This is a genomic window from Pseudoclavibacter sp. Marseille-Q434, from assembly GCF_050315415.1.
Lineage (GTDB): Bacteria > Actinomycetota > Actinomycetes > Actinomycetales > Microbacteriaceae > Pseudoclavibacter.
On sequence record NZ_JBNPQH010000002.1, the window covers coordinates 449,950 to 474,809 of the forward strand.

19 protein-coding genes are annotated in these 24,860 nt (G+C 69.9%); 10 read left to right on the plus strand and 9 right to left on the minus strand.

From position 1 onward, the window contains the following. Window positions 1–2: 2 nt before the first annotated feature. Both ACQFZP_RS09045 and ACQFZP_RS09050 read right to left on the minus strand, forming a co-directional pair. Window positions 3–935, minus strand: a complete 933-nt coding sequence (locus ACQFZP_RS09045; RefSeq protein ID WP_211891107.1) for a siderophore-interacting protein — start codon at window positions 933–935, stop codon at window positions 3–5. Beyond that, window positions 932–2,050 (minus strand): ABC transporter substrate-binding protein, encoded by a 1,119-nt coding sequence (locus ACQFZP_RS09050; RefSeq protein WP_211891108.1) that lies wholly within the window; start codon window positions 2,048–2,050, stop codon window positions 932–934. The genes ACQFZP_RS09045 and ACQFZP_RS09050 overlap by 4 nt, the downstream gene beginning before the upstream one ends. Before the next feature lie 159 nt (window positions 2,051–2,209). Here ACQFZP_RS09050 and ACQFZP_RS09055 point away from each other — a divergent pair, with 159 nt between their 5' ends. Then, window positions 2,210–3,010, plus strand: coding sequence for a hypothetical protein (locus ACQFZP_RS09055; protein ID WP_211891109.1), 801 nt, complete (start codon window positions 2,210–2,212; stop codon window positions 3,008–3,010). A gap of 59 nt (window positions 3,011–3,069) precedes the next feature. Here ACQFZP_RS09055 and ACQFZP_RS09060 read toward each other — a convergent pair whose 3' ends face one another. Continuing rightward, the gene (locus ACQFZP_RS09060; RefSeq protein WP_211891110.1) at window positions 3,070–3,855 is read right to left on the minus strand and encodes a helix-turn-helix transcriptional regulator; all 786 of its coding nucleotides are present in this window, start codon (window positions 3,853–3,855) and stop codon (window positions 3,070–3,072) included. 85 nt (window positions 3,856–3,940) lie between these two features. Between ACQFZP_RS09060 and ACQFZP_RS09065 the strand changes: the two genes are divergently transcribed. From ACQFZP_RS09065 to purT, 3 genes are all read left to right on the plus strand, one after another. Further along, on the plus strand, window positions 3,941–5,722 hold the full coding sequence (locus ACQFZP_RS09065) for an ABC transporter transmembrane domain-containing protein (protein ID WP_211891111.1): 1,782 nt from the start codon (window positions 3,941–3,943) through the stop codon (window positions 5,720–5,722). Next, complete coding sequence (locus ACQFZP_RS09070) at window positions 5,719–7,542, plus strand: ABC transporter ATP-binding protein (protein WP_211891112.1); 1,824 nt, start codon at window positions 5,719–5,721, stop codon at window positions 7,540–7,542. Before ACQFZP_RS09065 ends, ACQFZP_RS09070 begins: the two co-directional genes overlap by 4 nt. A 68-nt stretch (window positions 7,543–7,610) precedes the next feature. Beyond that, complete coding sequence (gene purT / locus ACQFZP_RS09075; RefSeq protein ID WP_211891113.1) at window positions 7,611–8,819, plus strand: formate-dependent phosphoribosylglycinamide formyltransferase; 1,209 nt, start codon at window positions 7,611–7,613, stop codon at window positions 8,817–8,819. Window positions 8,820–9,130: 311 nt separating this feature from the next. On the opposite strand, the gene ACQFZP_RS09080 is transcribed toward purT, so the two are convergent. Beyond that, the gene (locus ACQFZP_RS09080; protein WP_211891114.1) at window positions 9,131–10,024 is read right to left on the minus strand and encodes a hypothetical protein; all 894 of its coding nucleotides are present in this window, start codon (window positions 10,022–10,024) and stop codon (window positions 9,131–9,133) included. Window positions 10,025–10,182: 158 nt separating this feature from the next. Here ACQFZP_RS09080 and ACQFZP_RS09085 point away from each other — a divergent pair, with 158 nt between their 5' ends. The 3 genes from ACQFZP_RS09085 to ACQFZP_RS09095 are packed head-to-tail and all read left to right on the plus strand — an operon-like array spanning window position 10,183 to window position 13,389. Then, window positions 10,183–11,241, plus strand: a complete 1,059-nt coding sequence (locus tag ACQFZP_RS09085; protein ID WP_211891115.1) for a hypothetical protein — start codon at window positions 10,183–10,185, stop codon at window positions 11,239–11,241. A gap of 1 nt (window position 11,242) precedes the next feature. Then, window positions 11,243–12,103 (plus strand): ABC transporter ATP-binding protein, encoded by an 861-nt coding sequence (locus ACQFZP_RS09090; protein ID WP_211891116.1) that lies wholly within the window; start codon window positions 11,243–11,245, stop codon window positions 12,101–12,103. Continuing rightward, entirely contained in the window at window positions 12,100–13,389 is a 1,290-nt protein-coding gene (locus tag ACQFZP_RS09095; protein ID WP_211891117.1) for an ABC transporter permease, read from the plus strand. Before ACQFZP_RS09090 ends, ACQFZP_RS09095 begins: the two co-directional genes overlap by 4 nt. A 135-nt stretch (window positions 13,390–13,524) precedes the next feature. Here ACQFZP_RS09095 and ACQFZP_RS09100 read toward each other — a convergent pair whose 3' ends face one another. Further along, window positions 13,525–14,193 (minus strand): hypothetical protein, encoded by a 669-nt coding sequence (locus ACQFZP_RS09100; protein ID WP_211891118.1) that lies wholly within the window; start codon window positions 14,191–14,193, stop codon window positions 13,525–13,527. A 266-nt stretch (window positions 14,194–14,459) separates the two neighbouring features. Between ACQFZP_RS09100 and ACQFZP_RS09105 the strand changes: the two genes are divergently transcribed. Both ACQFZP_RS09105 and ACQFZP_RS09110 read left to right on the plus strand, forming a co-directional pair. Further along, the gene (locus ACQFZP_RS09105; RefSeq protein ID WP_211891119.1) at window positions 14,460–16,763 is read left to right on the plus strand and encodes an HNH endonuclease signature motif containing protein; all 2,304 of its coding nucleotides are present in this window, start codon (window positions 14,460–14,462) and stop codon (window positions 16,761–16,763) included. A 273-nt stretch (window positions 16,764–17,036) separates the two neighbouring features. Continuing rightward, entirely contained in the window at window positions 17,037–17,696 is a 660-nt protein-coding gene (locus ACQFZP_RS09110; protein WP_249312275.1) for a dihydrofolate reductase family protein, read from the plus strand. Window positions 17,697–17,914: 218 nt separating this feature from the next. On the opposite strand, the gene ACQFZP_RS09115 is transcribed toward ACQFZP_RS09110, so the two are convergent. Further along, entirely contained in the window at window positions 17,915–20,482 is a 2,568-nt protein-coding gene (locus ACQFZP_RS09115) for an MMPL family transporter (RefSeq protein ID WP_211891120.1), read from the minus strand. Between the two features lie 136 nt (window positions 20,483–20,618). On the opposite strand from ACQFZP_RS09115, the gene ACQFZP_RS09120 reads away from it, so the two are divergent. Further along, window positions 20,619–21,260: a TetR/AcrR family transcriptional regulator gene (locus ACQFZP_RS09120; RefSeq protein ID WP_211891121.1), complete on the plus strand. Its 642-nt coding sequence runs from the start codon at window positions 20,619–20,621 to the stop codon at window positions 21,258–21,260. 344 nt (window positions 21,261–21,604) lie between these two features. Here the strand turns inward: ACQFZP_RS09120 and ACQFZP_RS09125 are convergent, their stop codons facing one another. Genes ACQFZP_RS09125 through ACQFZP_RS09135 form a run of 3 tightly spaced genes read right to left on the minus strand, consistent with a single transcriptional unit; the run spans window position 21,605 to window position 24,822 of the window. Continuing rightward, complete coding sequence (locus tag ACQFZP_RS09125; RefSeq protein WP_307852803.1) at window positions 21,605–22,708, minus strand: alpha/beta fold hydrolase; 1,104 nt, start codon at window positions 22,706–22,708, stop codon at window positions 21,605–21,607. 27 nt (window positions 22,709–22,735) lie between these two features. Then, a complete protein-coding gene (locus ACQFZP_RS09130; protein WP_104310690.1) occupies window positions 22,736–23,275 on the minus strand; it encodes a histidine phosphatase family protein in 540 nt (179 codons plus the stop codon). Next, window positions 23,272–24,822 carry an ABC transporter ATP-binding protein gene (locus tag ACQFZP_RS09135; RefSeq protein ID WP_211891122.1) on the minus strand — a complete coding sequence of 517 codons (1,551 nt, stop codon included), beginning with the start codon at window positions 24,820–24,822 and terminating at the stop codon, window positions 23,272–23,274. Before ACQFZP_RS09135 ends, ACQFZP_RS09130 begins: the two co-directional genes overlap by 4 nt. Between the last annotated feature and the right edge of the window lie 38 nt (window positions 24,823–24,860).

A 24,860-nucleotide genomic window follows, 5' to 3' on the forward strand; every position in this document is an offset into this window, starting at 1 on the left:
GGCTAGAGCCCAACCGTGGCGTAGATGCGGAAGACCTCGTCGATGCGGGCCTCCTCGTCCATCTCGGGCTCGCCGTCCTCGTTCTCTCCGTAGAGGTCCATGATCTGCTGCTTGATCGACTCGTCGAGCGCCTCCCACTTTGCCGTCCAGGCTTCGACCTCGTAGGTCCAGTAGCCGACGACCTTGTACGCGGAGCCGGGCAGGCCAAGCGTGTGGCGGAGGTGGTTGCGCACCTCACGGGTCACGCGCGTCTCCCCGGCGACCCACACGTAGACGCTGCCGTCGCTCGGGATGTCCAGGCGCTTGACGGTCTCGACGAGGCGGCTCGGGCGGTGGCCGTTGCCGGAGCCGCGCACCCAGTTCGCCGCCTTGAGGCCTGTGGACGGGAACAGCTCGTAGCCCGCATCCCGGATCTCGCAGACGATCTCCGTCTCGACGTCCGGCGTCAGCTCCGCCACCCGCAAGGCGGCGGGGAGGGCGGGCTCGTCGCAGATGAGCACCTGCTTCGTGACGCTCTCCGGAAGCGCGTAGAGGTCGCGCGGCGGGTTGATGCCGAGCACGTGGCCCGGTTTCGCGCCGAGCACCCACGTGCTTGCGATGCCACCCTCGTGGATCACGAAGTCGATGTCGATCTCGCCCGGCCGGTGGTCGCGGATCGTGTACGTGCGCATCTGCGATGGCTCGACGCCCTCTTCGTAGTCCCAGCCGCGGCCGGAGACGAACGGCAGGCGAGGTTCGAGGTGCGCCTCGTCCGGGAAGAAGAGGCGCACGTACTCGTCGCCGATCCCCGTCGTGGGGTAGTCGTGCAGGTCGTCGCCGCCGAGCGTGACCCGGATCATCCCGGGTCCGAGCTGCCTGACACCGGTGACGACAGCACGGTGGATGCGCTCGACGTAGTCGCTCGCCTCGGTTCCGTACGCGGTGCGATAGGTCATTCTGCGCCGCCTACTCCGTTGCCGTCGATCGCCGAGTTGAGCATGGGGACGAACTCGTCGAGGGCCCATGGGATGGAGAGGGGCGTCGGCGCGTTGGTGGCCATGGCAAGCGGCTCGCTCTCGAGGAACAGGTAGTGGCCGGTGGCGATGGGCTCCCACAGCTTGAACGTGGGGTGGTTCAGCGTGTACTCGAGCTCTTCCGGGCTGTTGGACCAGGCGACGAAGAGGTCGGCGGGGATGGTGTCGAGCTCTTCGAGGCTGACGGCGCCGTACCAGTTGTCGCCCTCGACGGTGCCGAGGACGGTGTCCATGGCTGGCGTGTTCTGCAGGCCGAGGTCGGTGAGGAACTGCACGCGCAGGTCGGTCGGAATGTAGATACCGGCTTCCGTCCCACCGTCGCTGAGGGTGAGGCCGTACGCGAAGGTCGTGTCCGCGAACTTGGGGTTCTCCTCCTTCACGGTGTCGAGCTGACCCTGGGTCTCCGCAATGATCTCGTCGGCCTTCGCGGGCTGCCCGAGGCTGTCGCCGACGATCTCGACAAGCGACTGCCACGACTCGGAAGCCCACGGCTTCTCGGGGTACGCAACGGTGGGGGCGATCTCGGTGAGGCGGTTGTACTCGACCTCGGTGAGGCCGGAGTGCGGGGCGAGGATGACATCGGGTGCGAGCGCGAGCACCTGCTCGAAGTCGAGGTCCCCGGCGTCGCTGTAGTTGAGGATCTCGGGCATCGTGCCGCCGAGGTCTTCGACCTCGGCGCGGAACCACGGCGAGTAGCCCTCTTCATCGCCACCCCAGGTCTCAGGGATCCCGACGGGGACAGTGCCGAAGGCGGCGACGACATCCTGCGTCGCCCAGCCGACGGTCACGACGCGCTCGGGGGCCTCCGTGATCGTCGTCTCGCCGAAGGCGTGGGTCATCGTCACTGGCAGGGCGCCCTCCTCCGCTGGCGTCGCCATCACTCCGTCGGCTGCCGCAGCGTCGCCGGATGCGCATCCCGCGAGCGCGAGCACCCCGACGGTGGCGGCGGCGAGAGCCCCGGTCCAGCGACGGAGCACGGAACGGTGCGTCGAGGGTCGGGTCGGGGCGGACGAGCGGCGGGTGACAGTCGAGGTCAAGGTGGCTCCATTCGACAGAGTGCAGACGCGAGAAGTAAGGGTTACCTCAGAACACATCGAGCCTACGGACGTGGCGTATCGTTCCGCGGTCACTCGGCGTCGCGTTCCTGCCACCGCATCTGGCCGCGGGCCACCCGCGCGCCGCGCTACGCTTCGAGAGTGAATCAAGGTGAGCTGGTCGGGGGGCTGCTCGTCATCTTCGTGCTCGCCGTGATCGCGATCGCCACGATCGTGGTGTTCGGGGACCTCAGCATCCGCCCCCGGCCGCGCCGCCTGCCCGTCTGGCAGTACACGCACCGCGTCATCGGCAAAGATCAGCCCTACGCGACCTCAACGGGTTCGTTCCCGGCAAGCGAGCAGCGCCTGTGGGAGCTCTGGCGCGAAAGCCACACCCCCGGCAGCATCGTCGCCATTCCGGTCGAGCCGGAACCGGTCGCGCCGAAGCGAGCCGCGGACGACACTGACAACGGCAACCGCACCCAGCCGGAAGACGCCGACACCGCAGGCGCAGCCGCCAGCGGGGACAACGCTCCGACTGAAGCCGCCGAGAAGATCCCGGAGGTGCGGCAGGTGCGCGTCTCCCGCGTCTCTCGGGAGCTGCGCTCGGTGTATCCGCTCGCCCTCGTGGGCTTCAACGTGTACTTCGAGGAGTACGAGAAGACCGAGTTCCCGGTCGGCCTCATCGTGCGCGGCAGCGACGGCGTCGCCATGATGACGCTCACCGACGATGACATCGTCGCGTTCGACGAGCGCGGGCGACGACTCTGGTCGAGCCGCTGGGAGCGGCTCATCTTCTCCAACGCCCACGACCTGCTCCTCTACAACGGGCACACGCAGATCCGCATCGACGACGAGGACCAGCGCGACCTCGTCGAGGTCCTCGTCGTGAAGTACGGGCGCTTCGAGCAGATGCACTTCCTGCCCGGCCCCGAGCGCCGCGCGCCTGACGCTGACGCCTGACGCCTGACGCCTGACGCCTGACGCCTGAAGCCTCACACCTCACCTTGCTGGCCGCGGGTCTACGGCCGCCAGTCGCTGGGCTTCGACCCCATGGCGCGACGGAAGGCGGCACTGAACGCGCTCGTCGTGGCGTACCCGACGCGACCCGCGACGGTGCCGACGGGGACGTCGTCGGCGAGCATCCGCGCGGCCGCGGCCATGCGCACCATGGTGCGCCAGTGCGAGAAGGTCATGCCGACCTCCGACGCGAAGATGCGGGCGATCGTGCGGACGCTCAGCGACAGCTGCCACGCCCAAGCCTCGACGCCACGATCGTCAGCTGGGTCGTTCAGCACGCGGCGCACGAGCGGAGCGAGGCGCTCGTCGCGGGGCACGGGAACCGTCTCGACGTAGCTCGTCGCCTCTGGCAGCAGTTCGATGACGACCGTCTGCGCCCGCAGGCGCTGGTCGGTCTGCATGGGCGACTCGGCGAGGTGCAGCAGCAGCTCGCGGAAGGCGGCGCCCAGCTGCACGGTGCCGACCGAGGGCCAGTCCGGGGCGACGTCGCTCGTGAAGTAGGTGCAGCATCCGGTCGACGAGGCGTCGACCTCCATCGTGTGCGGCGTGAAGGGCGGCACCCAGATGCCCTGCCCGACGGCGAGCGTGCGCAGGGCGCCTTCGACGAGCACCACGACACTGCCGCGCGACGGCCACATGATCATGCCCTCGGGATGCACGTGCGGCTCCCGGTCTCCGAGGTTCGGACCGGTGAGCACGGCCGTCGTGAGGAGGAACGGTGCGGGGATGCCAACGGGCCTGACCTCGACGGTCGCAGGCCCTTGGCTGAATTCGAGCGCCTGGAACACGGTGGATCTCCTGGTTGTCCGGAACGCAACAGAAGTTGGCCGAACGCATCGCTAGCGGGACTTAGGTGAACCTTACTATCGACGGATGCCCCGTGAGAACCCCCAGGCCCCGACCCCCGCATCCGTCATGCGAGACGCACTGTTCGCGTCGGGGCGCAGCTGGCGACTCACGCTCGCAACGCTCGGCTACGTCGTGCACGAAGCCGCCGAGGCGCTGGTGCCGGTCATCGTCGGCGTCATCATCGACCGCGCCATCGTCACCGACGACGTCGCCCAGCTCGCGCTGATGCTCGGCGTGCTGCTCGTGAACTTCCTCGTCCTCTCCTTCTCCTATCGGTGGGCGGCGAGGCTCATGGTGCGCATCTACGGGCACGGCGAGCTGGAGCTCCGGCGGTCGCTGCTGACGCGGGTCCTGCACCCGAACAGGGTCACGAGTCGCCGCAGCCCGGGTGAGCTGCTGCAGATCACGACCTCCGACAGCTACCGAGTCGCGGGCGTCTCGTGGTCGGTTGTGCAGCAGGGGGCAAGCGCCGCGGCGATCCTGGTCTCGTCCGCCGCGCTGCTCGCCATCTCGGTGCCGCTCGGCATCGGGGTGCTCGTCGCGTCGCTGCTGATCCTCGTCGGCATGCACGCGGCGTCGAAGCCCATCGAGGCGCGGGGCGCCCGAGAGCAGGCATCGGCGAGCGCCGCCAGCGACGTCGCGACGGACCTCGTCGCGGGGCTCCGCATCATCCGCGGCATCCGCGCCCAGCCGGAGGCAACGCGTCGGTACCTGGACGCGAGCGCGGAGGCGAAGACCGGCGCGATCGCCGCGAACCGCGGCATCCAGCGGTACCTCGCGGTCAGCGGCGTCGCGTCCGGCGCGTTCCTGGCGGTCCTGGCGTTCTCGGCGGCGGCACTCGCCTCGATGGGGCAGATCACGCTCGGCGAGCTCGTCGCCGTCGTCGGGCTCGGCCAGTACTTGCAGGGCTCGCTCGCGCACGTGGGCACCTTCGCCTCCAACTGGCTGCACAAGCGCGCGTCGGCGGTCCGAGTCGTCGCGGTGCTCGGTGAGGAGCACGCTGTGCCGATCGAGGACACGCACTCCGGCGGGGCCGGGCTCGTGGATGCGGTGCGCGCGTCCACAGACTCCCCCGCGTCGTTCGCGTGGCGGGCACCGGACGGCAGCGTCGTCGACGTGACCCCAGGGGCGCTCGTCGGCATCAAGCCCTCGACGCCAGCGGCCGCACGCGACCTTGCGGCGACACTCGCCTTCCGGGTTCCGCTCGAGGCCGGCGAGGTGACGGTCGCGGGATTGGACGCCCGCACGATCGGCCCCGACGCCTACCGCCGCCTCGTCTTCGCGCCACCCCACGACGCCACCGTCTTCTCGGCGACGCTCGAAGAGAACCTGTTTCTCGAGGCGCAGGTGACGGAGGGATTGGCAGAAGTGCCAGCACTCGGGACGACGGCTGGGGCTTTCGCGGCGGCGGGCGAGCGTCCGACGAACTCCAGCTCACGCCGAGATACAGCCGCAGAGCGCGCGGCGCTCACGGAGGTCTCCGCCCTCGGGTGGGACCGGCAGCTCGGCGAACGCGGCCGTCGCCTCTCGGGTGGGCAGCGCCAGCGCGTCCTGCTCGCCCGCGCCTTCGCGAGTGACGCTCGCGTGCTGGTGCTCGACGAGCCCGCCTCCGCGCTGGACCCGGCGACCGAAGCGCGTGTCGCCGAATCGCTCCGCGCGCATCCGGTCACGACGCTGCTCGTCACCCGCAGCCCCCTGCTGCTCGCCGCCTGCGACCGGGTCGTCGAGGTTGGCGGCGAGGTTGGCGGCGGGGCGGGGAACGAAGCCCACGGAGCGCACGCCGACGAGGAACTGGCCCGCCGATGACCACGAAGAGAGCGCCAACAGTGCGCACGCCTGCCCTCCTGCCCATCGCGACGGGCCGCGAGACGGCGCACGCCGTCGCCGCCCTGCTGCGCGCATCCCGGACGCGGATCGCCGCTGTCGTGCTGCTGCTCCTCGGCGGGTCATCGTCGACGCTGCTCGTTCCGCGTCTCCTGGGCTGGCTCGTCGACCTCGTCACGGGAGGCGCCGGCGTGGCCGCGCTCGTCACGCCCGGCGTGCTGCTGCTCGTCGTCACGGCGGTCTCCGCACTGCTCGCCTACGCGGGCATCCGCCTGCTCGTCGCGGTGGTGCAGGAGCTCGTGAGCTCCCTCCGCGAGGACGCCCTGGGCGTCGTGCTCGGGATGCGCGCGAGCCAGGCCGAGAGCTCCGACTCGTCGGACATCGTGTCGCGCGTGACCGGCGACGTCGAGTCCGTGACCGAGGCCGCATCCGGCGTGCTGCCTGCGGTCACGCAGTCGTCGTTCATGATCGTGCTGTCCCTGGCTGGCATCGCCGCCATCAACCCGTGGCTCGGGTTCGCCGCGCTGGTGGCCGTGCCCGTGGAGGTGCTCGCGACGCGGTCCTTCATCCGTCGTTCCCGCCCCGTGTATGCGGAGATGCGGGTCGCTGAGGCCGAGCGCGGACAGGTCATCATCGAGGGCGTCAGCGGGGCCGACACGATTCGCGCGCTCCGCCGCCAAGCGCTTCAGCTCGCCGAGGTGGATGCGCGCAGCCTGCGGTCGATCGACCTCCAGTACGAGGCGGCTCGCATCCGCACGACGTTCTTCGGCCGCCTGAACGTGGGCGAGTACCTGGGCGTCGCGGCGATCCTGATCGTCAGCTTCTGGCTCGTGCAGGCGGGTGCCGTCTCGATCGGCGGCGCGACCGCTGCTGCCCTCTACTTCCTCGCGCTCTTCGGCCCCATCGGGTCGCTGCTGTCGAGCATCGACGAGCTGCAGCTCGCCGGTGTCGGGCTCGCGCGGCTCGTGGGAGTCGTCGGGGCCGGCCGGCACCGTGGGAGCGACAGTCAGGGTGACGTGGCGCCTGCACCCCTCGTCGAACTGGCACCAGCAACGCAGTCGCCGCTACCTGCGATGCCCGCCATCGCAGTCGACGCGGTCGATTTCAGCTACGACGGCGAGCGGATGCAGCTCTCTGACGTCACCCTGACTGTCGCGCCGGGTGAGCGGGTCGCGCTCGTCGGTGAGAGCGGGTCGGGCAAAAGCACGCTCGCGCAGCTCATCGTCGGCGCGTTCGACCCGACGGGCGGTTCGGTCCTCGTGGGTGGGCGGCCCGCGGTGGCACGCGAGCGCGACGCGAGCGTGATGCTCGTGACGCAGGAGATCCACGTGTTCGCGGCGACGATCGCCGAGAACCTGCGCTTCGGCGCACCGGCGGCGAGCGGCCAGCAGCTCGCGGACGCGGTGCGCACTGTCGGGGCCGAGTGGCTCCTCGAGCTCGACGAGGGCCTCGAGACCCGCGTGGGCGCATCCGGCCTCGCGCTCGACGGTGCCGCCGCCCAGCAGCTCGCTCTCGCCCGAGTGCTGCTGCGCGATCCTGCGATCCTGGTGCTCGACGAGGCGACCGCGGAGGGCGGGGGCGACGACCCGCTCGGCCTCGACGCCGCGCTCACGGCGGCGACCCGCGGCCGCACCTCGGTTGTCGTTGCGCACCGCCTGTCGCAGGCACGCGTCGCCGACAGGATCGTGGTCCTCCGGGCCGGGAAGGTCGTCGAGGAGGGCGCTCACGACGAGCTGGTTCGCCGTGGCGGTGAATACGCCCGACTGTGGGCCGCGTGGCAGCGCGCCTCGCCGGCCGGTTAGACGCTCGTCTCACGCGTTCGGAGAGCGCGACTCGCCCGCCGGAAACACGGGGGTGGGAGAATGCGTGCATGACGGATGGCACCCTCGGCACCCCGCTCACCCCCGCTTCGACGCGCGCGCTGCTGCTCGGCGCCGGCGAGCTCGGCAAGGAGGTCGCGCTCGAGCTGCAGCGCCTCGGCGTCGAGGTCATCGCGGTCGACCGATACGCGAACGCCCCCGCGATGCAGGTCGCGCACCGCAGCCACGTCGTCGACATGCTCGACCCGGTGGCGCTGCGCGCTGTGCTCGCGCTCGAGCATCCGGACATCGTGATCCCCGAGGTGGAGGCGATCGCGACGCAGGTGCTCGCCGAGATCGAGGCTGAGGGGCGCACACGCGTCGTGCCGACAGCGCGGGCGACGCAGCTCACGATGGACCGCGAGGGCATCCGCAGGCTGGCCGCCGAGGAGCTGGACCTCGCGACGTCGCCGTACCGTTTCGCGGACACGTTCGCCGAGTTCGCGGACGCCATCGAAGCGGTCGGCTTGCCCTGTGTCGTGAAGCCGGTCATGTCGTCGTCGGGGAAGGGCCAGTCGGTGATCCGCGAACCTGACGACATCCAGGCGTCGTGGGACTACGCGCAGGAAGGTGGGCGCACGGGCCGCGGCAGGGTCATCGTCGAAGGCTTCGTGCCCTTCGACTCCGAGATCACCCTGCTGACGGTGCGCCACGTCGGCGGCACCGTCTTCTGCGAGCCGGTCGGGCACACGCAGGTCGACGGCGACTACCGCGAGTCGTGGCAGCCGGCCGCGTTGCCTGAGGCTGCGCTCGAGAAGGCGAAGGTCGTCGCGAAGACGGTGACGGATGCCCTGGGCGGCTACGGCCTGTTCGGGGTCGAGCTGTTCATCGTCGGCGATGACGTGCTCTTCTCCGAGGTGTCGCCGCGTCCGCACGACACGGGCCTCGTGACGCTCGTGTCGCAAGATGTCTCGGAGTTCGCGCTGCACGCCCGCGCGGTCCTCGGTCTTCCGGTGTCGGAGCCGCTGCGCATCGGAGCGGGGTCCGGGGAGCCGGCCGCCGCGTCCTGCGCTGTGCTCGCCGAGGGTACGGGCGTGCCGGTCGTCGAGGGTGTGGATGCTGCGCTCGCCATCCCGACGTCGCAGGTGCGGCTCTTCGGGAAGCCGAACGTCGCGGGCAAGCGTCGGGTCGCCGTCGCGCTCGCGCGTGGCGCGGACGTCGACGAGGCGCGGGAGCGGGCGCGCGAGGCCGCGGCGGCGCTGCGCATCACGCTGGACTGAGGCGAGCAGACCTGCGCCGCTGGGGAGCGCCAGGCTGGGGGCAAGCCTGGGGTCAGCGTGCGCGGGATCGCGCGGCGCCCTTGCGCAGGAGGAGCAACTGGAGCAGGACGGCGGCGGCGGCGGCGGCGATGATGCCGAACTGCGCGCCGTCCAGGCACAGACCTCTGGGAGATGCAGGTTCCCCGCGAGACGAACCTGCATGTCTCGCAGGTCTGCGCCCGCGGGAGGGCACGCGAGCACCAGCACAGGAGGGCAAGGGCGGGAGCAGGGCGGCGAGCGCCAGCGGGCCCGCGGGAGGGCACTCGCGCGCCCTAGCTCTCCAGCCCGAGCTCGCGCACGCATTCGCGGAGGAACGCGGCGCCGGCATCGTCGTGGATGAGGTCGCCGAACGTGACGACGTCGTAGTCCTTCTCGAGGATGCCATCGGCGGGGCGGACGTCCACGTGCGCGGCGTCGTACCCGCTGGCGTGCAGTTCGTCGGCCATCTTGTAGTCGCTGCGCGAGTCGCCGACCGAGCGCCACCGCTTCGGCAGCGGGCCGGCGGCCTTGAACTCGGCGAGGGCGCGGCGCGCGCCGTGGTCCTTGTCGAGCTTCACCGACTCGATGTCGGTCGAGATGATCGTGGGGTCGATGCGGAACGGGACGAGGCCCTGCGCATCCGGGGCCTCGCGGTCGCCGTGGCGCATGCCGACGCCCTGCTGCGCGGCGAGCTCGAACGCGGCGTCGTCGAAGGCCTTCTGCCGTTCGAGGTAGGCCTCAGAGCTGACGTCGGTGCGCTGCTCGACCGAGATCATGGCCTTCTTGGTCTCGTCGAAGAAGAGGACGTCGCTGAACTCCCTCTCGCCCAGTTCGCGGATCGCGGCGACGTACGCGGCGGGCGGTACAACCGTCTCGTCGATCTGCAGCTCGCTCATCCCTTCGGGTGAAATCGCCGACCAGGTTCCGCCCTTCTCGTACACGCCGAACATGCGCGCGCCCGGCTGCTGCAGCGCCTCGGCGAGCCCGTTCTCGAAGAGCGGCTCGATGACTCGCTCGCGGATGAACTCCTCGGAGCGGCCCGTGATGAAGGCGATGGGAACGCCCGCGGCGGCGAGCGTGACGAGGTCATCGAGGATGCTCTGGATCGCGACGGTGCGGGTCACTGGGCTTGCGATGGGGCCGTCAACGTCGAGGAGGAGGCCGAGGTCAGGCGCTGAAGTGGTCACGTCTCATTGTGGCAGGGGGCGAGTCCCCGGGTCCAGGATGGGCGCGCCCAGTGTGGTCGGCCCCTGCTACCTTGTGCGCGGGGTCGGCTTCCGCATCAGGCCGGCGTGACCCGCAGATCTCGTCGCGGTCCTGCGATGCGGACAGAATGGAGCTCGGCGTGCGCGTATGGAAGTCCTGGATCTGGCCGGGAATCAAGATCCTCCTGGTGGCCGTGATCGCCGTCGCGCTCGTCAAGATCGCCTTCTTCAGCTCCGCACCTGAGGAGTCCGCCGCCCTGCCGACCGGCGAGATCGTCGAGCCGACGATCAGCCCCGTGCTCGGCACCATCACGAACGACGTCACGTTGACCGCGAACGTGCAGGAGTCGCCCGCCGTCGAGGCGAAGGTGCCCATGATGGGCACGATCGACGCCGTCTACGCGACGCAGGGCGGCCGCGTCGAGGCGGGCGACGTGCTCGCGTCGATCCGCAACGAGAAGACGCCGACCGCCGTGGTTCCGACGGCACCGGATGCGACCGGCGAGGCCCAGCCCGCGCCGGCGGCCGAGCCGGAGTACGAGTGGAACGAGATCGTCGCCCCGACCTCGGGCACGATCACGAAGCTCAACCTCATCGCAGAGCAGCAGGTGTCCGTCGGGGAGGCGCCGGTGGCGATCACTCCGGCGAGCTTCGTCGTGAAGGGCACGATCCCACCGGCTCAGCTGTACCGTCTCGCGACGACGCCGACGGATGCGCAGGTGACGATCACGGCCGGCCCGGCACCCTTCACGTGCACCGAGCTGCGCATCGCGTCTGGTGCAGCGGCGAAGAGCAGCAGCGCCGCGCAGGACCCGAGTGGCGCATCCGGTGCCCCTGAGACGACGGACACCACGACCGTCACGTGCCGTGTTCCTGCCGAGGTGACCGTCTTCCCCGGCCTCGAAGCCAACGTGGTGCTGCACGGCGGGGTGGCGGAGAACGTGCTCACGCTCCCCATTACGGCCGTGAAGGGCCAGGCAGAGACGGGCGTCGTGTTCGTGCAGGGGGCCGACGGCGCCATCGAGGAACGCAACGTGAAGCTGGGCCTCACCGACGGCACGCTCGTGCAGATCGCCGAGGGGGTCTCCGAGACCGATATCGTGCTCGAGTTCGTGCCGGGTGCCGACCAGGCGAGCCCGGAGGACTGCTTCATCGACCCGATGAGCGGCACAGAGGTCTGCGGAATGCTCGGCGGCTGACGTGGCGTTCATCGAACTCCGCGACATCTCGAAGTCGGTGCGGGCCGCCGACGACAGCGAGCTGCACATCCTGCGCGGCGTGAACCTGCGAATCGAAGAGGGCGAGCACCTCTCCATCGTGGGCCGCTCGGGGTCGGGCAAGTCGACGCTGCTGAACATCCTCGGGCTCCTGGACGCACCGACGAGCGGCGAGCTGCTCTTCGACGGCAAACCGACGGCGGCGCTGCGCCTGCGGGCGCGTGACCGGATGCGGGGGGCCCAGATCGGCTTCGTGTTCCAGCAGTTCAACCTGCTCGAGGGACGCACGGCGACGGAGAACGTCGCCATGCCGCTGCTCTACGCCCGCGACCGCACGTTCTGGCGGCGCGACGCGCTCGCCAGGGAGGCGCTCACCGATGTGGGCCTCGATCATCGCCTCGACTCGCTGCCGACTCGCCTCTCCGGTGGCGAGCAGCAACGCGTCGCGATCGCACGCGCCATCGTGCGCCGGCCGCGGGTGATCCTCGCCGATGAGCCCACCGGGGCGCTCGACGTCGAGACGGGCGCGCGAGTCATGACGCTGCTCGCCGATATCTCGAAGGAGACGGGGGCCGCGCTGGTCACCATCACCCACGACGAGAACGTCGCGGCGAGAGCCGACCGGATGCTGCGGCTCGATGCGGGCGTGCTGGTTCCTTCGAGCGCCGGCCGGGGTACGGATGCCGTCGCACATCCGGGCACGGGCCTGCATTCGGACAGGCGCACGGCGACAGACCTGCAATTGGACCTGGAGCTCGACGTCGACTCGCCCGCGCCCTCGACTGCGACTGCGACGAGGGCCAGGACGACCGAGGCGACTCCCGCGGAAGGCGGGAGCGCATGAGCTGGTTCACGCAGGTCACCGGCGCGTTCATCGAGGCCTGGGATGAGCTGCGAGTGCACCGGGTGCGCGTCACGCTGGCGCTCGTCGGGATCGGGATCGCCGTGTTCGCGATCGTCGCGGTCACGGGGCTCGGGTCGATAACACGGCAGTCGTCCATCGAGATCTCCGAACGCTCGAGCGGCCGGCCCGCGAGCTACCAGCTGACGGTGTCGAGCGAGGCCACCGACGAGAAGGTGGAGGTCTACGAGGCGGCGTACGCCGCCGCCATCGAACGGTACGGGATCACGTACCAATCGACGTCCGGGTACGCGGCGACGCGTATCCAGTTCGTTGACGGGGTCGCCGACGTCGAGTCGATGATCGTCGATCCGGCGTACGGGGAGATGCACCGGGTGAAACTGCTCGACGGGTCCTGGCTCACGGACAGTGACGCCGACCGTCTCGCGCCGGCGGTCGTCATCAACGAGACCATGTGGAACCGGCTCGGCAACCCCTCGATGGCTGAGCATCCGACGCTCGAGGTCGCAGGGTCCGCTCCGACGACGGCCGTCGTGGTCGGTGTCTCCGCGAACATCTACCCGGACTATCCGGAGCAGCTCTACGTTCTCAGCGATGCGCAGCACCTGCTCGGCGCCAGCTCGGGCGGCGGGATGATGGGCGGTGGCGGCATGATGAGCGGATCCTTCACCGACCCGTTGGCTGCTGGCGCGGAGGGGGACTCCGCCACGTTCCCTACCTACGAGCTGTGGTTGCCCCTCGAGAACCACGAGCAGCTGTCGAGCCAGATCGTTCGGGACCTGAAGGCGGCGCTCGGGGAAGGCGGAGCGGTCGAAGCGCAGCGCATGGACTACCTGGCGTGGGGCGACGATCCGTTCCTGGCCGTGCAGATCCTGGTGACGGCCGTCGGCGGCATCGTCTTGCTGGTCGGCACGATCGGGTTCGTGAACCTGTCCATCGTGACGGTCAAGCAGCGGGTGCGGGAGATCGGCATCCGTCGCTCGTTCGGAGCAACGGGTGGGCGCGTCTTCTTCTCGATCCTGCTGGAGAGTGTCGTGGGGACGCTGCTCGCAGGCGTCGTGGGCATCGGCTGCGCGATCGTGCTGCTGCAGAATCCGCTTGTCCAGGAGGCGATCACGGGTGGGCTCGGACTCACCGACTCGGTGCCGTTCCCGGTGGATGCTGCGGTGCTCGGCATCGTCGTCAGTGTCGGTGTCGGACTGCTCGCAGGGTTCATCCCGGCCGTCATCGCGACCCGCAGCAACGTGATCGACGCGATCAGGTCATAGGGCGTCGCTGCGTCGTTCGGGTTCGGGTTCGGGGTTCGGGGTCCGAGCGTCCGAGCGTCCGAGCGTCCGAGCGTCCGAGCGTCCGAGCGTCCGAGGCTCAGCGGTCGGCTGGCCTGCGCGGGTCCAGCTCGGCGGCTAGCTGGCTTGCGCGGCTTCCGGCCCGGCGATTGGCGTGCCGAAGCGAAGGGCGGCGACGACGGCCCAGATCAAGAGCAGCGGTAGCGCGACGTAGGCGCCGGCCATGAGGGGTGCGCTCAGCGTCAGGTAGCCGGCGGCGGATACGAGCAGCGCGAGGACGGTCGCACCGCTGACAAGCGTCGCCCAGAGCACGCGCCGAGTCTGGCCGATCAGCACGATCAGCACGAGGGCCGCGAGCGCCAGCATCTTCACGCCGTCGACGACCTGGATTGCCGCCCAGATCTGCCCGGAGTCGAGACCGATCACGCCTGCTGCTCCGTCGGATGCGAGCCCGAACGTGAGGAGCGCTTCGCCGGCCAACTGGATGAGCGAGAGCACAAGCGTTGCCAGGCCCGCGCCGCGGGTGGCTCTGCGCATCCGCTCGCTGCCGAGCAGGGTCGACATCCCGTAGAGGGCGACGGCGGCGAGGCCATGCACGAGTGCCGCGTTGACGAGCACGCTCGGCGAGGTGGCGTAGGCGGCGGCGATGGTGGCCGAGCTGTCGCTGGGGGCGACGTCGGGGGCACCGACCAGCAGGCCGCTCACCCAGGCCGACACGTAGACGCCGCACCACACCCACAGCGTGCGCTGGATCTCGAGCGTCGGGGCCGCGAGCGGTGTAGTCATGCGACAACGCTAGCCGGGGCGCGCGAATGGATGCTGTGTTCAGGCGGGTGGGTGCTGGGCTCGCGGATGGATGCTCAGCTCACGCGGGTGCGGTGGGCTCGCGGCGGTCCACTGTCTGCCCCTTCCGAGCGATACCCCCGTGAATGGGGTTCGTCGGGTGATGGGCGGACTCGCCTGTCGCCCTTTCCCGCGGAGAATGTGGCGCCCATGGCCAAGAAGTGACGCCAGAAACGCAGAATGTCGGTGGTCCGGGAGACGATGCAGGCATGCAGAACGAACCGGTCGACACCAAGGCACCGCAGGCAGCGGCGCTTGGTCGTTCCGCGACGACGGGTGAGGTCCGTGACCGCCTCGAGGCTCGCCTCGGCGTCGAACTCGCCGTCGTCGACGGGGCATGCGACGAGGTTCCGCTGCAAGGGGTGCCCACCCGTTCCGTCAGAACCCGTCAGGTGCGCGACCGCCTCGCGGCACGACTCGGCGTCGAACCCGCCGTCGTCGACGAGGCCTGCCAAGACGCCGAAGACCGCGCGGCCGGCCCACGCCGCGCCTTGCTGATCTCTGCGCTCGCCCACAACCAGCGGCAGCTCAACAGGCTGCACGGCGAGCAGTCCGAGCTCCACGCTCAGGCGCTCGAGATGGGCCTCCGCGGCGATGAGCTCGCTGGCACGTCAAGTCCGGCACTCGAGGTTCGGTCGCTTGCGGGCGAGATCGGGGCCGTGTCGGAAAGGTCGCAGCGGTCGGTGCAGATCGAGCTCGGTCGGGCGTATGCGATTGCCAAGGTCTTCGAGCCGGTTCAGGGCGCCATGGAGGCCGGAGCGATCAGTCGGGCGCACGCGCTCGTGATCGTCGACGCCGGTCTTCGCATCGCGCATCCCGACCCGGCCGAGCTCGAGCGCCGCAGGGCGGAGTTCTGCAGGGTGGTGCTCGAGAAGGCAGTCTCGACGACGCCTGGCCGCATCAAGGCGCTTGCGGAGCGCGCTGCCGAAGAGCTGACGGAGGAGTCGCTGGATGAGCGCTTCGAGCGGGCCCGCCGCACTCGGAGGGTCACGCTTGCGCAGCTCGAAGACGGGCTCGGCGAGCTGTCCATCGTTGACTCCTACGCGAAGCTCAGGCTTGTCTTCGACCGCACGACGAGGCAGGCGCGCGTCATCAGCGACGCCGAGCGACGGGCAGCTAGAGAGCGTGCCGACTCTGATCGCGCTGCGGACTCTGGTCGCGCGGCGGGCTCTGATCACGCTGCGGACTCCGGTCACGCGGCAGGCTCTGATCACGCTGCGGACTCCGGTCACGCTGCGGACTCTCTCGAGGCCGAGGCCGGCGATCCGGCCGGGCAGCTGGCCGGTTCCCATCTGTCTACGGGCGACCTCGAGGATGGGTCGGCGGGCGCGGGCGCGGAGACGCGTGCGGATGCAGCTGACCCGAACGAGGGCCCTCTGCCGGAGCCACGTTCGCTGGATGAGGTGCGAGCCGACGTGCTGAGCGACAGCTTCCTCCGGGCGACGCCGGAGGAGTTGAAGGGCCGAGACCCCGTCGAGGCGAAGATCGCCTTCGTGGTCCCCGTCGAGGCGTACCTTGCTCCGGCGGCGCCTCAGCACAGCGGAATGGTGCCGGGCGTGCCACCGGATTCGCCTGGCGCTACCGACGCTCGGCCGCCGCGTGTGGCCTCAGCTCCGGCCCTTCTTGACGGTTACATCCCCGTTCCGACTGCGGAGGTTCGCCGTCTCATCGACGCGGCTCCCGAGTTCGAGCGCATCTTCACCGACCCCATCAAGGGGACGCTTGTCGAGGTCGACAGCTACCGACCGACGAGTGCGATGCGACGCCGGCTCGCCGTTCGCGACGGTCGGTGCCGCTTCGTGGGCTGCATGATGCCGGCGAACCGCTGCGAGATCGACCACACGAAGGCCTGGGAGGAAGGCGGACCCACGAGTCTCCCCAACCTCGGCCACCTCTGCAAGGGCGACCACACGGGCAAGCACCACGGTGACTGGGCCCTGCAGCAACTGGCGGATGGGACCTACGAATGGAGCTCACCCACCGGGCTCCTCTTCCGAGACGAGCCAGCGCAGTTCGGGAGACTCACCGCCTTGCCGCCGCCCCTCCCTGCCGCGGATGCTCATGCCGTCGACCCGCCAGACGCGAGAACCCCGCGAGGGCCAAACACCCCTGCAGATCCTGCGAACCCTGCAAACCCTGGCAACCCTGCGCGCCTTGCCGAGCTTGGCGAGCTTGGCGAGCCTCACGGTCCTCATGACTCTGGCGACACCCGTGCATCCCTCGACGCAGGCGACTCCAGCGATGCCGACGACGCTGACGACACCGGCGACGAGGATCGCCGTCAGCGCTTCCCGAGGGTCGGTTTCCTGGAGGAGTTCCGGCGTGAACGTGCGGCGAAGAAGGCGGCCATCGACGCGGCGGGCTCTCGGACGCGGCAGCCGGAGTTCCGTCCAACAGCGCAACAAGACAACGCTGAAGGCTTGGCACAGAACCTGCCAGAGGGCGGGGCGGGAACCGGAGACCGCCTGGGTCAGGAGGACCCGGACTCCTCGCACGATCCACCGCCCTTTTAGGCCTTCGGATTCCCACCCCGTTCACCGTTGGCAGGGCGTCTCACGGTCGTACATTGAGATGCAGGGGCGGCGGCAGTCAGGTGCAACGCGACAACACGGTGGGACGGCCGCGAAGCATCCGCGCTCGCAGCAGGGCTGACGGCGGCGGCCGGGCACCGACCGTGGCATCGACCGTGCCAACGGACGCGAGAGCCGTCAGGAGAGCGGTCGGGGTAGCGACGCCAACTGCAAGAGCAGCAAGACCCAAAGCGACAAGCAGCAAGCAGCAAGCTCATGAGTGCGATCAAGGGAGACGCCATGGCCGGCCAGATCATCATCGACCTCTTCACGACGCTGGACGGGGTGCAGCAGGCTCCGGGCGGTCCGGAGGAAGACCCGGAGGGTGGGTTCAGGTTCGGGGGTTGGCAGGGGCCGCTCATCGATGAGGTGGACGGCGAGCAGGTGAACGCAGGCATTCAGAGCATGGATGCGCTGCTGCTGGGCCGCAAGACGTACGACATCTTCGCGGCGTACTGGCCGCGATACGCGGCCGGTCCGTCGGACAGCATCGCGTCGGTGTTCAACAGCATCCCGAAGTACGTGGCGTCGCGCGGCAACCCAGAACTCCCGTGGGCGACGTCACACCTTGTGGGGCCGGACCTGGCGACCGAGGTGGCCGCGCTCCGGGGGCGGCACTCGAGCATCCACGTGGTCGGGAGCGTCGACTTCGCACAGGCGCTGGTGCGGGAGGGCCTCTTCGACGTGCTGAATCTGTGGGTCTACCCCGTCGTGCTGGGGTCCGGGAAGCGCCTCTTCCCCGACGACGGGCCACCCCTCGGGTTGACGCTCCTCGAGCCGCCCGTCGCGTCCCCGAAGGGCACCGTCCTCCTCAAATACGGACCAGGCGGACCCGTGGAGACGGCCGACATGGACGAGGCTCTCCGCGAGCGCTGACCGGCCCCGACCGCCGTTTGGGTATCGAGGTCGGGGATCGGGAACGGGAACAGGAGCACAGCCGCTCCCGCCTCGACCTCGACCACGACCTCGTTTGCACCGACGACCACAACCACGGTTGCACCGACGACTGCAGGCGTAACTACGACGAACCGCCGCCCCGGATTTCGAGGCAGCGGTTCGCCGTAGACGCAATTCAGCTGTGCCTCGTCCGCGCCTCAGTGCACGGGGTGCTTGCGCTCCAGCGCGGCCCCTTCGACGTCGACGTTCGGCATGATCTTGTCGAGCCACTTCGGCAGCCACCACGCTGACTTGCCGAGGAGGTGCATGAGCGACGGCATGATGAGCATGCGCACGATGAACGCGTCGAGCAGCACACCGAACGCGAGCCCGAACCCGATTGAACGGATCATGGTCGACTCGGCGAACACGAACCCGCCGAACACCGACACCATGATGAGCGCCGCCGCGATGACGACAGCCCGGCCGGCGCGGAAGCCCTGCACGACCGCGACCCTCGCCTCCGCCCCGTGCACGTACGCTTCGCGCATCCCGGACGCGAGGAACAGCTGGTAGTCCATGGCGAGCCCGAAGAGGATCCCGACGAGGATGACCGGGAGGAAGCTCAGGATGGGGCCCGTCGCGTGCAGCCCGATGAGGTCGGCGAACCACCCCCACTGGAAGACGGCAACCACGGCGCCGTACGTCGCGAACAGCGACAGGATGAACCCGCCCGTCGCGATGAGCGGCACGAGGATCGACCGGAACACGAGGATCATGATGAGCAGCGACAAGCCGACCACGAGGGCGATGTAGAGCGGCAGCACCGAGTTGAGACCCTCGGAGATATCGATATTGATCGCCGCCTGACCCGCGACGCCGAGCGTGATGCCGTCCTCGATCTCCGGCAGCGCACGCAGCTCACCGACCAGCTGCTCCGTGGAGACGCTGTTCGGCCCCTCCGCTGGAATCACCTGGAACGCCGTGAGGCTCTTGTTGTCAGAAACCCCGATCGGGGCGACCGCCGTCACGTCCTCGAGCGACGCGAGCTTCTCCGCGACCAGCACCTGCTTGTCGAGCACTCCCGCATCATCGAGCCCCTCGGGCAACGTCGCCGTCACGAGCAGCGGACCAGTCGTGCCCGCCCCGAACTGCTCCTCCGTGATCGTGAACGCCTGATACGACGCCGACTCCTCAGGTTCCGACGACCCATCCGGCAGCCCGACCCTCATGGAGAGCGCGGGGATAGCGATCGTCAGCAGCACGGCAACGCCCGCGAACACGGTGACGATGGCCCGCCACGTCGGCATCGCCTTCAGCGGTGCAGCGTGCGCAGCACGCACCTGACCCGTCACGACCCCGACACCGCCAGTTGCGGTGCCGCCGGCCTCGCCAACCCCGCCGCCCGTGCCGTGCAGCTTGCGGATGTGCGCCCGCCGCCGCTTGTTCAGCACCCGCATCCCGAGCTTGCCGAGCAGCGCAGGCGTGAGGGTCACAGCGATGAGCACCGCGATGAGCACGCACACCGCGCCGGCCGTGCCCATGAGGCCGAGGAACGGGATGCCCGTCACGTTGAGAGCAAGCAGGGCGACGATGACCGTCGCGCCCGCGAACACCACCGCGTTGCCGGCGGTGCCGTTCGCGAGGCCGATCGACTCGCGCACCTCCATGCCCTGCATGAGCTGCTTGCGGTGCCGGTTCACGATGAACAGCGAGTAGTCGATGCCCACCGCGAGCCCCAGCATGATGCCGAGAACCGGGGTGACCGACGCCATCTGCACGACCCCGGAGAACGCGAGCACGCTGACGACGCCGATCGCGACGCCCACGAGCGCCGTGAGGATGGGGAGGGATGCGGCAAGCGCCGACCCCAGCAGCACCAGCAGCACGATGGCCGCGAAGACGAGGCCAACCGCCTCGCCGATGCCGAAGATCTGCGGCACGCTCTGGGCGATGTCCGTGGAGAACGCCACGTTGACACCGTCGACGGGGTGCGCCTCGAAGTACTCGATGACCCCCTGCTTGGCTTCCTCGCTCAGCTCCAGGCGAGGCTCCGTGAACGACACGTTCACGATCGCCGTCGAGCCGTCCTCCGAGACGAGGCTGATGCCGTCCGACAGCTCCACGAGCGTCGCGCCGTTCTCCAGCTGCTGCAGCTGCGTGTCGATCTCAGCCTGCGATGCATCCAACGTCGCCTGCTGCTCGGCGACAGCCTGCACCTGTGCGTCCAGCTGCGCCTGCTGCCCCGCGAGGGCCTCGACCTGCGGCGCCGGGTTGCCCGCCGCCTCGAGCTGCTGCTTCGCGGCATCCAGCTGCGCCTGCGCGGCATCCAGTTGGGCCTTTCCTGCATCGAGCTGCGCCTGGCCCGCGTCAAGCTGCGTCTGACCCTCGGCGATCTGCGTGCGACCGCTCTCGACCTGCGCCGCCTGCGCCTCGAGCTCGGCGGTCGCCGAGAACGGGTCGATGACGCCGGCCACGTCGGCGAGGTCGCCGCGATCCGCGATGACCGCGCTGATCTCCGCGCGCTGCGCGTCCGTGAGCGCCGACCCGTCCGCCGTCGAATAGACGACGGTGCCGGATGCGCCCGCGAAGTCGGGCAGCTGCTCCTCGAGGTCCGAGATGACCTCCCCGGATGCCGTGCCTGGCACGTCGAAGCTCGACGTGAGGCCCTTGAACCCGATCAGGAACCCACCGACGGCGAGCCCGAGGATGACCAGCCAGGCCCCCACGACGACCCACACTCGGCGGGTCGCGAAGTTCCCCAGGCGGTACAGCAGTTCGGCCATCAGCATCCTCTCGGCGCACAAGATCGTGCGCGCTCGTTCGTGGTGGCGCTCGAGCCCAAACCGTCCGCCTGAGGGAGCGCCGCCCTAGATCATACGCAACGTCTCGTCTACGCAGTTTGTGAATATGATGGCGGGCATGCCAGAGCAAGCCGCAGATGCTTCAGAGCAAGCCCCAGGCGTCGACGAGCGCGCCGCTTCCGGCCACCGACAGGGCCCGGTGCGCAGCGAAGCCGCCAGGGTCGCGGTGCTTGAGGCCACCTCGAAGCTGTTCGCCGAGCGCGGCTACGAGCGCCTCACCATGGAGGGTGTCGCCGCAGAGGCGGGCGTCTCGAAGCAGACCATCTACCGCTGGTGGCCCTCGAAGGGCGCGCTCGTCTCCGACTGCCTCCTGCAGGGGCAGCTCTTCCCGAACCGCTTCACCGTGCCGAACTCGGGTGAGCTGCGCCACGACCTCACGGCCTGGCTCAGCGCCGTTCTCGCGCTCCTCGGTCAGCCGCAGGGCGAGCTGCTCGTCCGCTCGCTGATCGCCGCATCCGTCGAGAACGCCGACATCGGCCGGCGCTTGCACGAAAGCCTCGGCGCGAGCCACTCCCTCACCGAACGGTTCGAGATCGCCATCGCCGATGGCCAGCTGGCAGCGGATGCACGGCTCGAGGAGATCGGTGAGGCCATCATCGGCGCGCTCCTCCTCCGCGCGCTGAGCCGCACCGAGTCGAGTGACGAAAGTCTCCAGCGCCTCCTCGACGCGGTGCTCGGACCGGCTCAGCCAAGCGGCTGACGGCACAACGACTGACGCCGAAGGACAAACAGCCAAGGGCAAACGGATGCGGCTGACGGCGTATCAGGCCACACCGTCAGGCATGGGAGTGAGGTGAAAGCCTCAGGCTTTAGACCTCGGGCATCGGGCGCCAGGCGCCAAACGTCAGGTGCCAAACCGCGTCAAGCCAGGTGGCAGGCCTCAGATGCCAGGCCACGTGCCCGGCCGGGTCAGGCCAAGTCAGGCCCGGCCAAATCAAGCCCGGCCAAGTCAAGCCCGGCCAAGTCAAGCCCGGCCAAGTCAAGCCCGGCCAAGTCAGGCCCGGCCAAGTCAGGCCCGGTCAGGTCAGGTCAGGTCAGGTCAGGTCAGGCATGATCCTGGCTCTGTCGACCCTCCGACTGGCTTCCACCATTGGGGTCGGCTTCAGCGGCATCGGCTTCGGCAGCGCCGAACGCCTCGAGCTGGGCTTGGAAGTGCTCCGTCTTCGCCTCGGCGATGTCCTGCGGGCGGTTGTCGGCGCTTGCGAAGAACTCGTTCCACCGCGAGCGCAGCACCTGCAGCACCAGTCGGGGTGTGACGTGCACCCTGCGGTTGCGCGCTTCCTCGTCGGCGACCTGCACGAGCTTGCCCGCCGCGGCGTCGGCGGCGAGATCCTGCCCGGCACCCTCCGCGCTTCGCGTGTCGAAGGGTTCCCGCGCGTGGTCCACGCAGAGCTCGGCGACACCCTTCGCGTGGTCGTACATGACGGAGTGCGCGGCGCCCTCGATCTCCCACGTGGATGCTCGAGGAAGCAGCCCAGCCATCTCGCGCAGCCAGGAGCGCGGCACGAGCGAGTCGTGCTCGCCCCTGATGATGAGCGTGTGCGCCTGGATGTGGGGCAGCACGTCCTCGATCCGGTACCGCATCATGCGCGGCAGCACGGCGGAGAACCAGCGGAACCCGCACAGCAGGTAGGCGCCGACAGCCAGCATCGCGACCCTGAACGGCTCGTGCGCCGACGACTCGAGGAACCGGAACGCCAGCTTCAGCAGCGACCGCTCGCGGGGGTTCGTGACGGGGCCGATGAGCACCAGCGTGCTCAGCTCGGGACGCTGCGAGGCGAGCTCGGCCACCACCTGGGTGCCCATCGAATGGCCGATGAGGACGGGGTCGACGAGCCCCAGCTCGTCGACGACGGTGCCGACCACAGCTGCGTAACGCTGGATGCTCATGGGCCGCTTCGGGTACGGCACGCCCGCGAAACCGGGCAGGTCGAGGGCGTGCACCGGCCCGAACTCCCCGAGCCCGGGTGCGAGGTTCTCGTAGTAGTTCGACGCGACGCCGATGCCCGCGACGAGCACAAACGCCCGGTCGCCGTCGGCTCCGATCGTCGACACCCGCGCCCGAACCTCCCCGTGGCGGATGTACCTGACCTGGACGTGCTGGCCAGCGAGGTCAGAGGCGGAGGCCGGTCGGGAAGCGGGAGACACGGCATCAACTGTAGCCAGGGGCGCCCGTCACTCCCCCAGGAAGCGCGCCGTCGGCCGACGCCCAGCGCCGGGCTCGAGCAGCACGACCTGCCCGTTCAGGATGCGAGGGCACACGCCACCCGTGATCGCTTCGATCCCCGCCCTCAGGAAGACGCCGTGGCTCACGACCACCGCAGTCCCGGGCGCCTCGAGGAGGGCGCCGAGGGCGCTGCCAGCTCGCCTCCCCAGCTCAACTGCCGACTCCGAGCCCGGGTAGTCGCCAGACGGCCATCGCTCTGCGGCCTCGGCCACCCGCATCCCCTCAGCCTCCCCGAAGTCGCGCTCGAGCAGGCCGGGTTCCACGACAGGATCGGGGGCGCCGAGGTGCGAGCCCACGATCGCCGCGGTCTGCGCCGCACGGGCAAGGGGCGAGGTGACCACCCGGCCCCACTGCGCGCGGGCGAGGAGCCGGCCCGCGGCTTCCGCCTGCGCCGCCCCGTGCGCATCGAGGGCGATATCGCTGCGGCCCTGCAGCCGGCGTTCCAGGTTCCAGGCGGTGCGACCGTGCCGCACCAGCGCGAGCGTCATGCCGCCGACCCCGAGGAGCCGGCAACGCCGACTGCGAGTTCCGGCGCGCCAGCCGGGGCCGGACCGGCAGTCGGCCCGGTCACTTCCGAGCGAGTCGCCGAGGGGGTGGATGCATCGACACCACCCGCTGATGCGCGGACTCCGGAGCTGGAGTCGGGAGCCGCGGATGCGCGGGCTCCGGAACCAGAGTCAGCAGCCGCGGGACCCGCGACCGCGACACCAACATCGGCGCCACCCGCGCTAGCGCCAGCATCGGGACCCACACCAGCACCAGCGCCAGCCCCGAGATCAGCGCCAACACCAGCGCCGTAGATCCGTGCCCTCGCGACGCGGACCGTGACTCGGTCGCCGACCTTCGGCCGAACGCCGCGGGTCCGCGCGCGCAACCGCAGGCCAGCCCAGTCGAGGACGAGGTCGCTGCCCTCCGGTGTGAAGAGCGCCGACCTGACCGTCGCGTCACCCGCGAGGTCTGCCTCGCCTGTATCGCTTGCCTCGCCTGCCTGACAGGGGACGCCCTCGCGCAGGACATCGCCTACCCCGACTGCGTGGGCCGACTGGCCTGGGACATCCGTCGGGCCCGTAACCTTTGCACCGACCGCAGCACCGACCGCAGCCCTGCCCACAACCGAGCCCGCAACCGTGCCCACGATCTCCACCTCGACGTCGCTCGGGAGGATGGCCGCCTGAACCGGACCGCGGCTTTCCTGCTGGTGCCCCTCGAGCCTGCCCCGGTCCACGCGCAGCGGGTGCGCATCCGCTGCGAAACCCGCCCCGTCGACTGCGCCGTCGACCGCCCCGCCAACTGTGCCGTCCACGATGGTCGCGTCGGACAGGAACTTCGCGATGAACGGCGACGCGGGACGCGTCACGAGCTCCTCCGGGGTGCCGAGCTGCTGGATGCGCCCGCCGTCGAGCACCGCCACGCGATCGGCGAGGGCCAGCGCTTCGGAGCGGTCGTGGGTGACGTGCACCACCGTCAGGCCGAGCTCGCGCGTGAGCGTGTGCAGCTCGAGCCTGAGGCTGTCGCGCAGCGGCTCGTCGAGCGCGGAGAGGGCCTCGTCGAGCAGCAGCACCCGCGGCCTCCCGACGAGCGCGCGGGCGATCGCGACCCGCTGCCGCTGACCGCCCGAGAGCGTCGCCGGATCGCGCTTCGCAGAGCCGTCCAGGCCGACCATCTCGAGCGCCTCATCGACGCGGCGACGGCGCTCGGGCTTCGAGACACGGGCGCGGCGCAGCGGGTAGTCGACGTTGCGGCCGACGTTCCAATGCGGCCAGACGGCGTGCTGCTGGAACACCATGCCGAGCTCCCTGGCCTCCGGTGGCACCACGGATCCCCCGCCGGCGACGACCCGCTCGCCGATGCTCACACGCCCCGACGTGGGGGCCTGGAAACCGGCGATCGTGCGCAGCAGCGTCGTCTTGCCCGACCCGGACGGGCCGACGAGCGCCAGGAACTCGCCATCGCGCAGCGCGAGGTCGATGTCGTCGAGGCCGACGGTGCCGCTCGGGAAGCGGACGGAGACTGAGTCGAGAGTGACGGATGCCACGGTGTTTCCTTCCAGGATGGTGATGCAGAGAGAAGGTC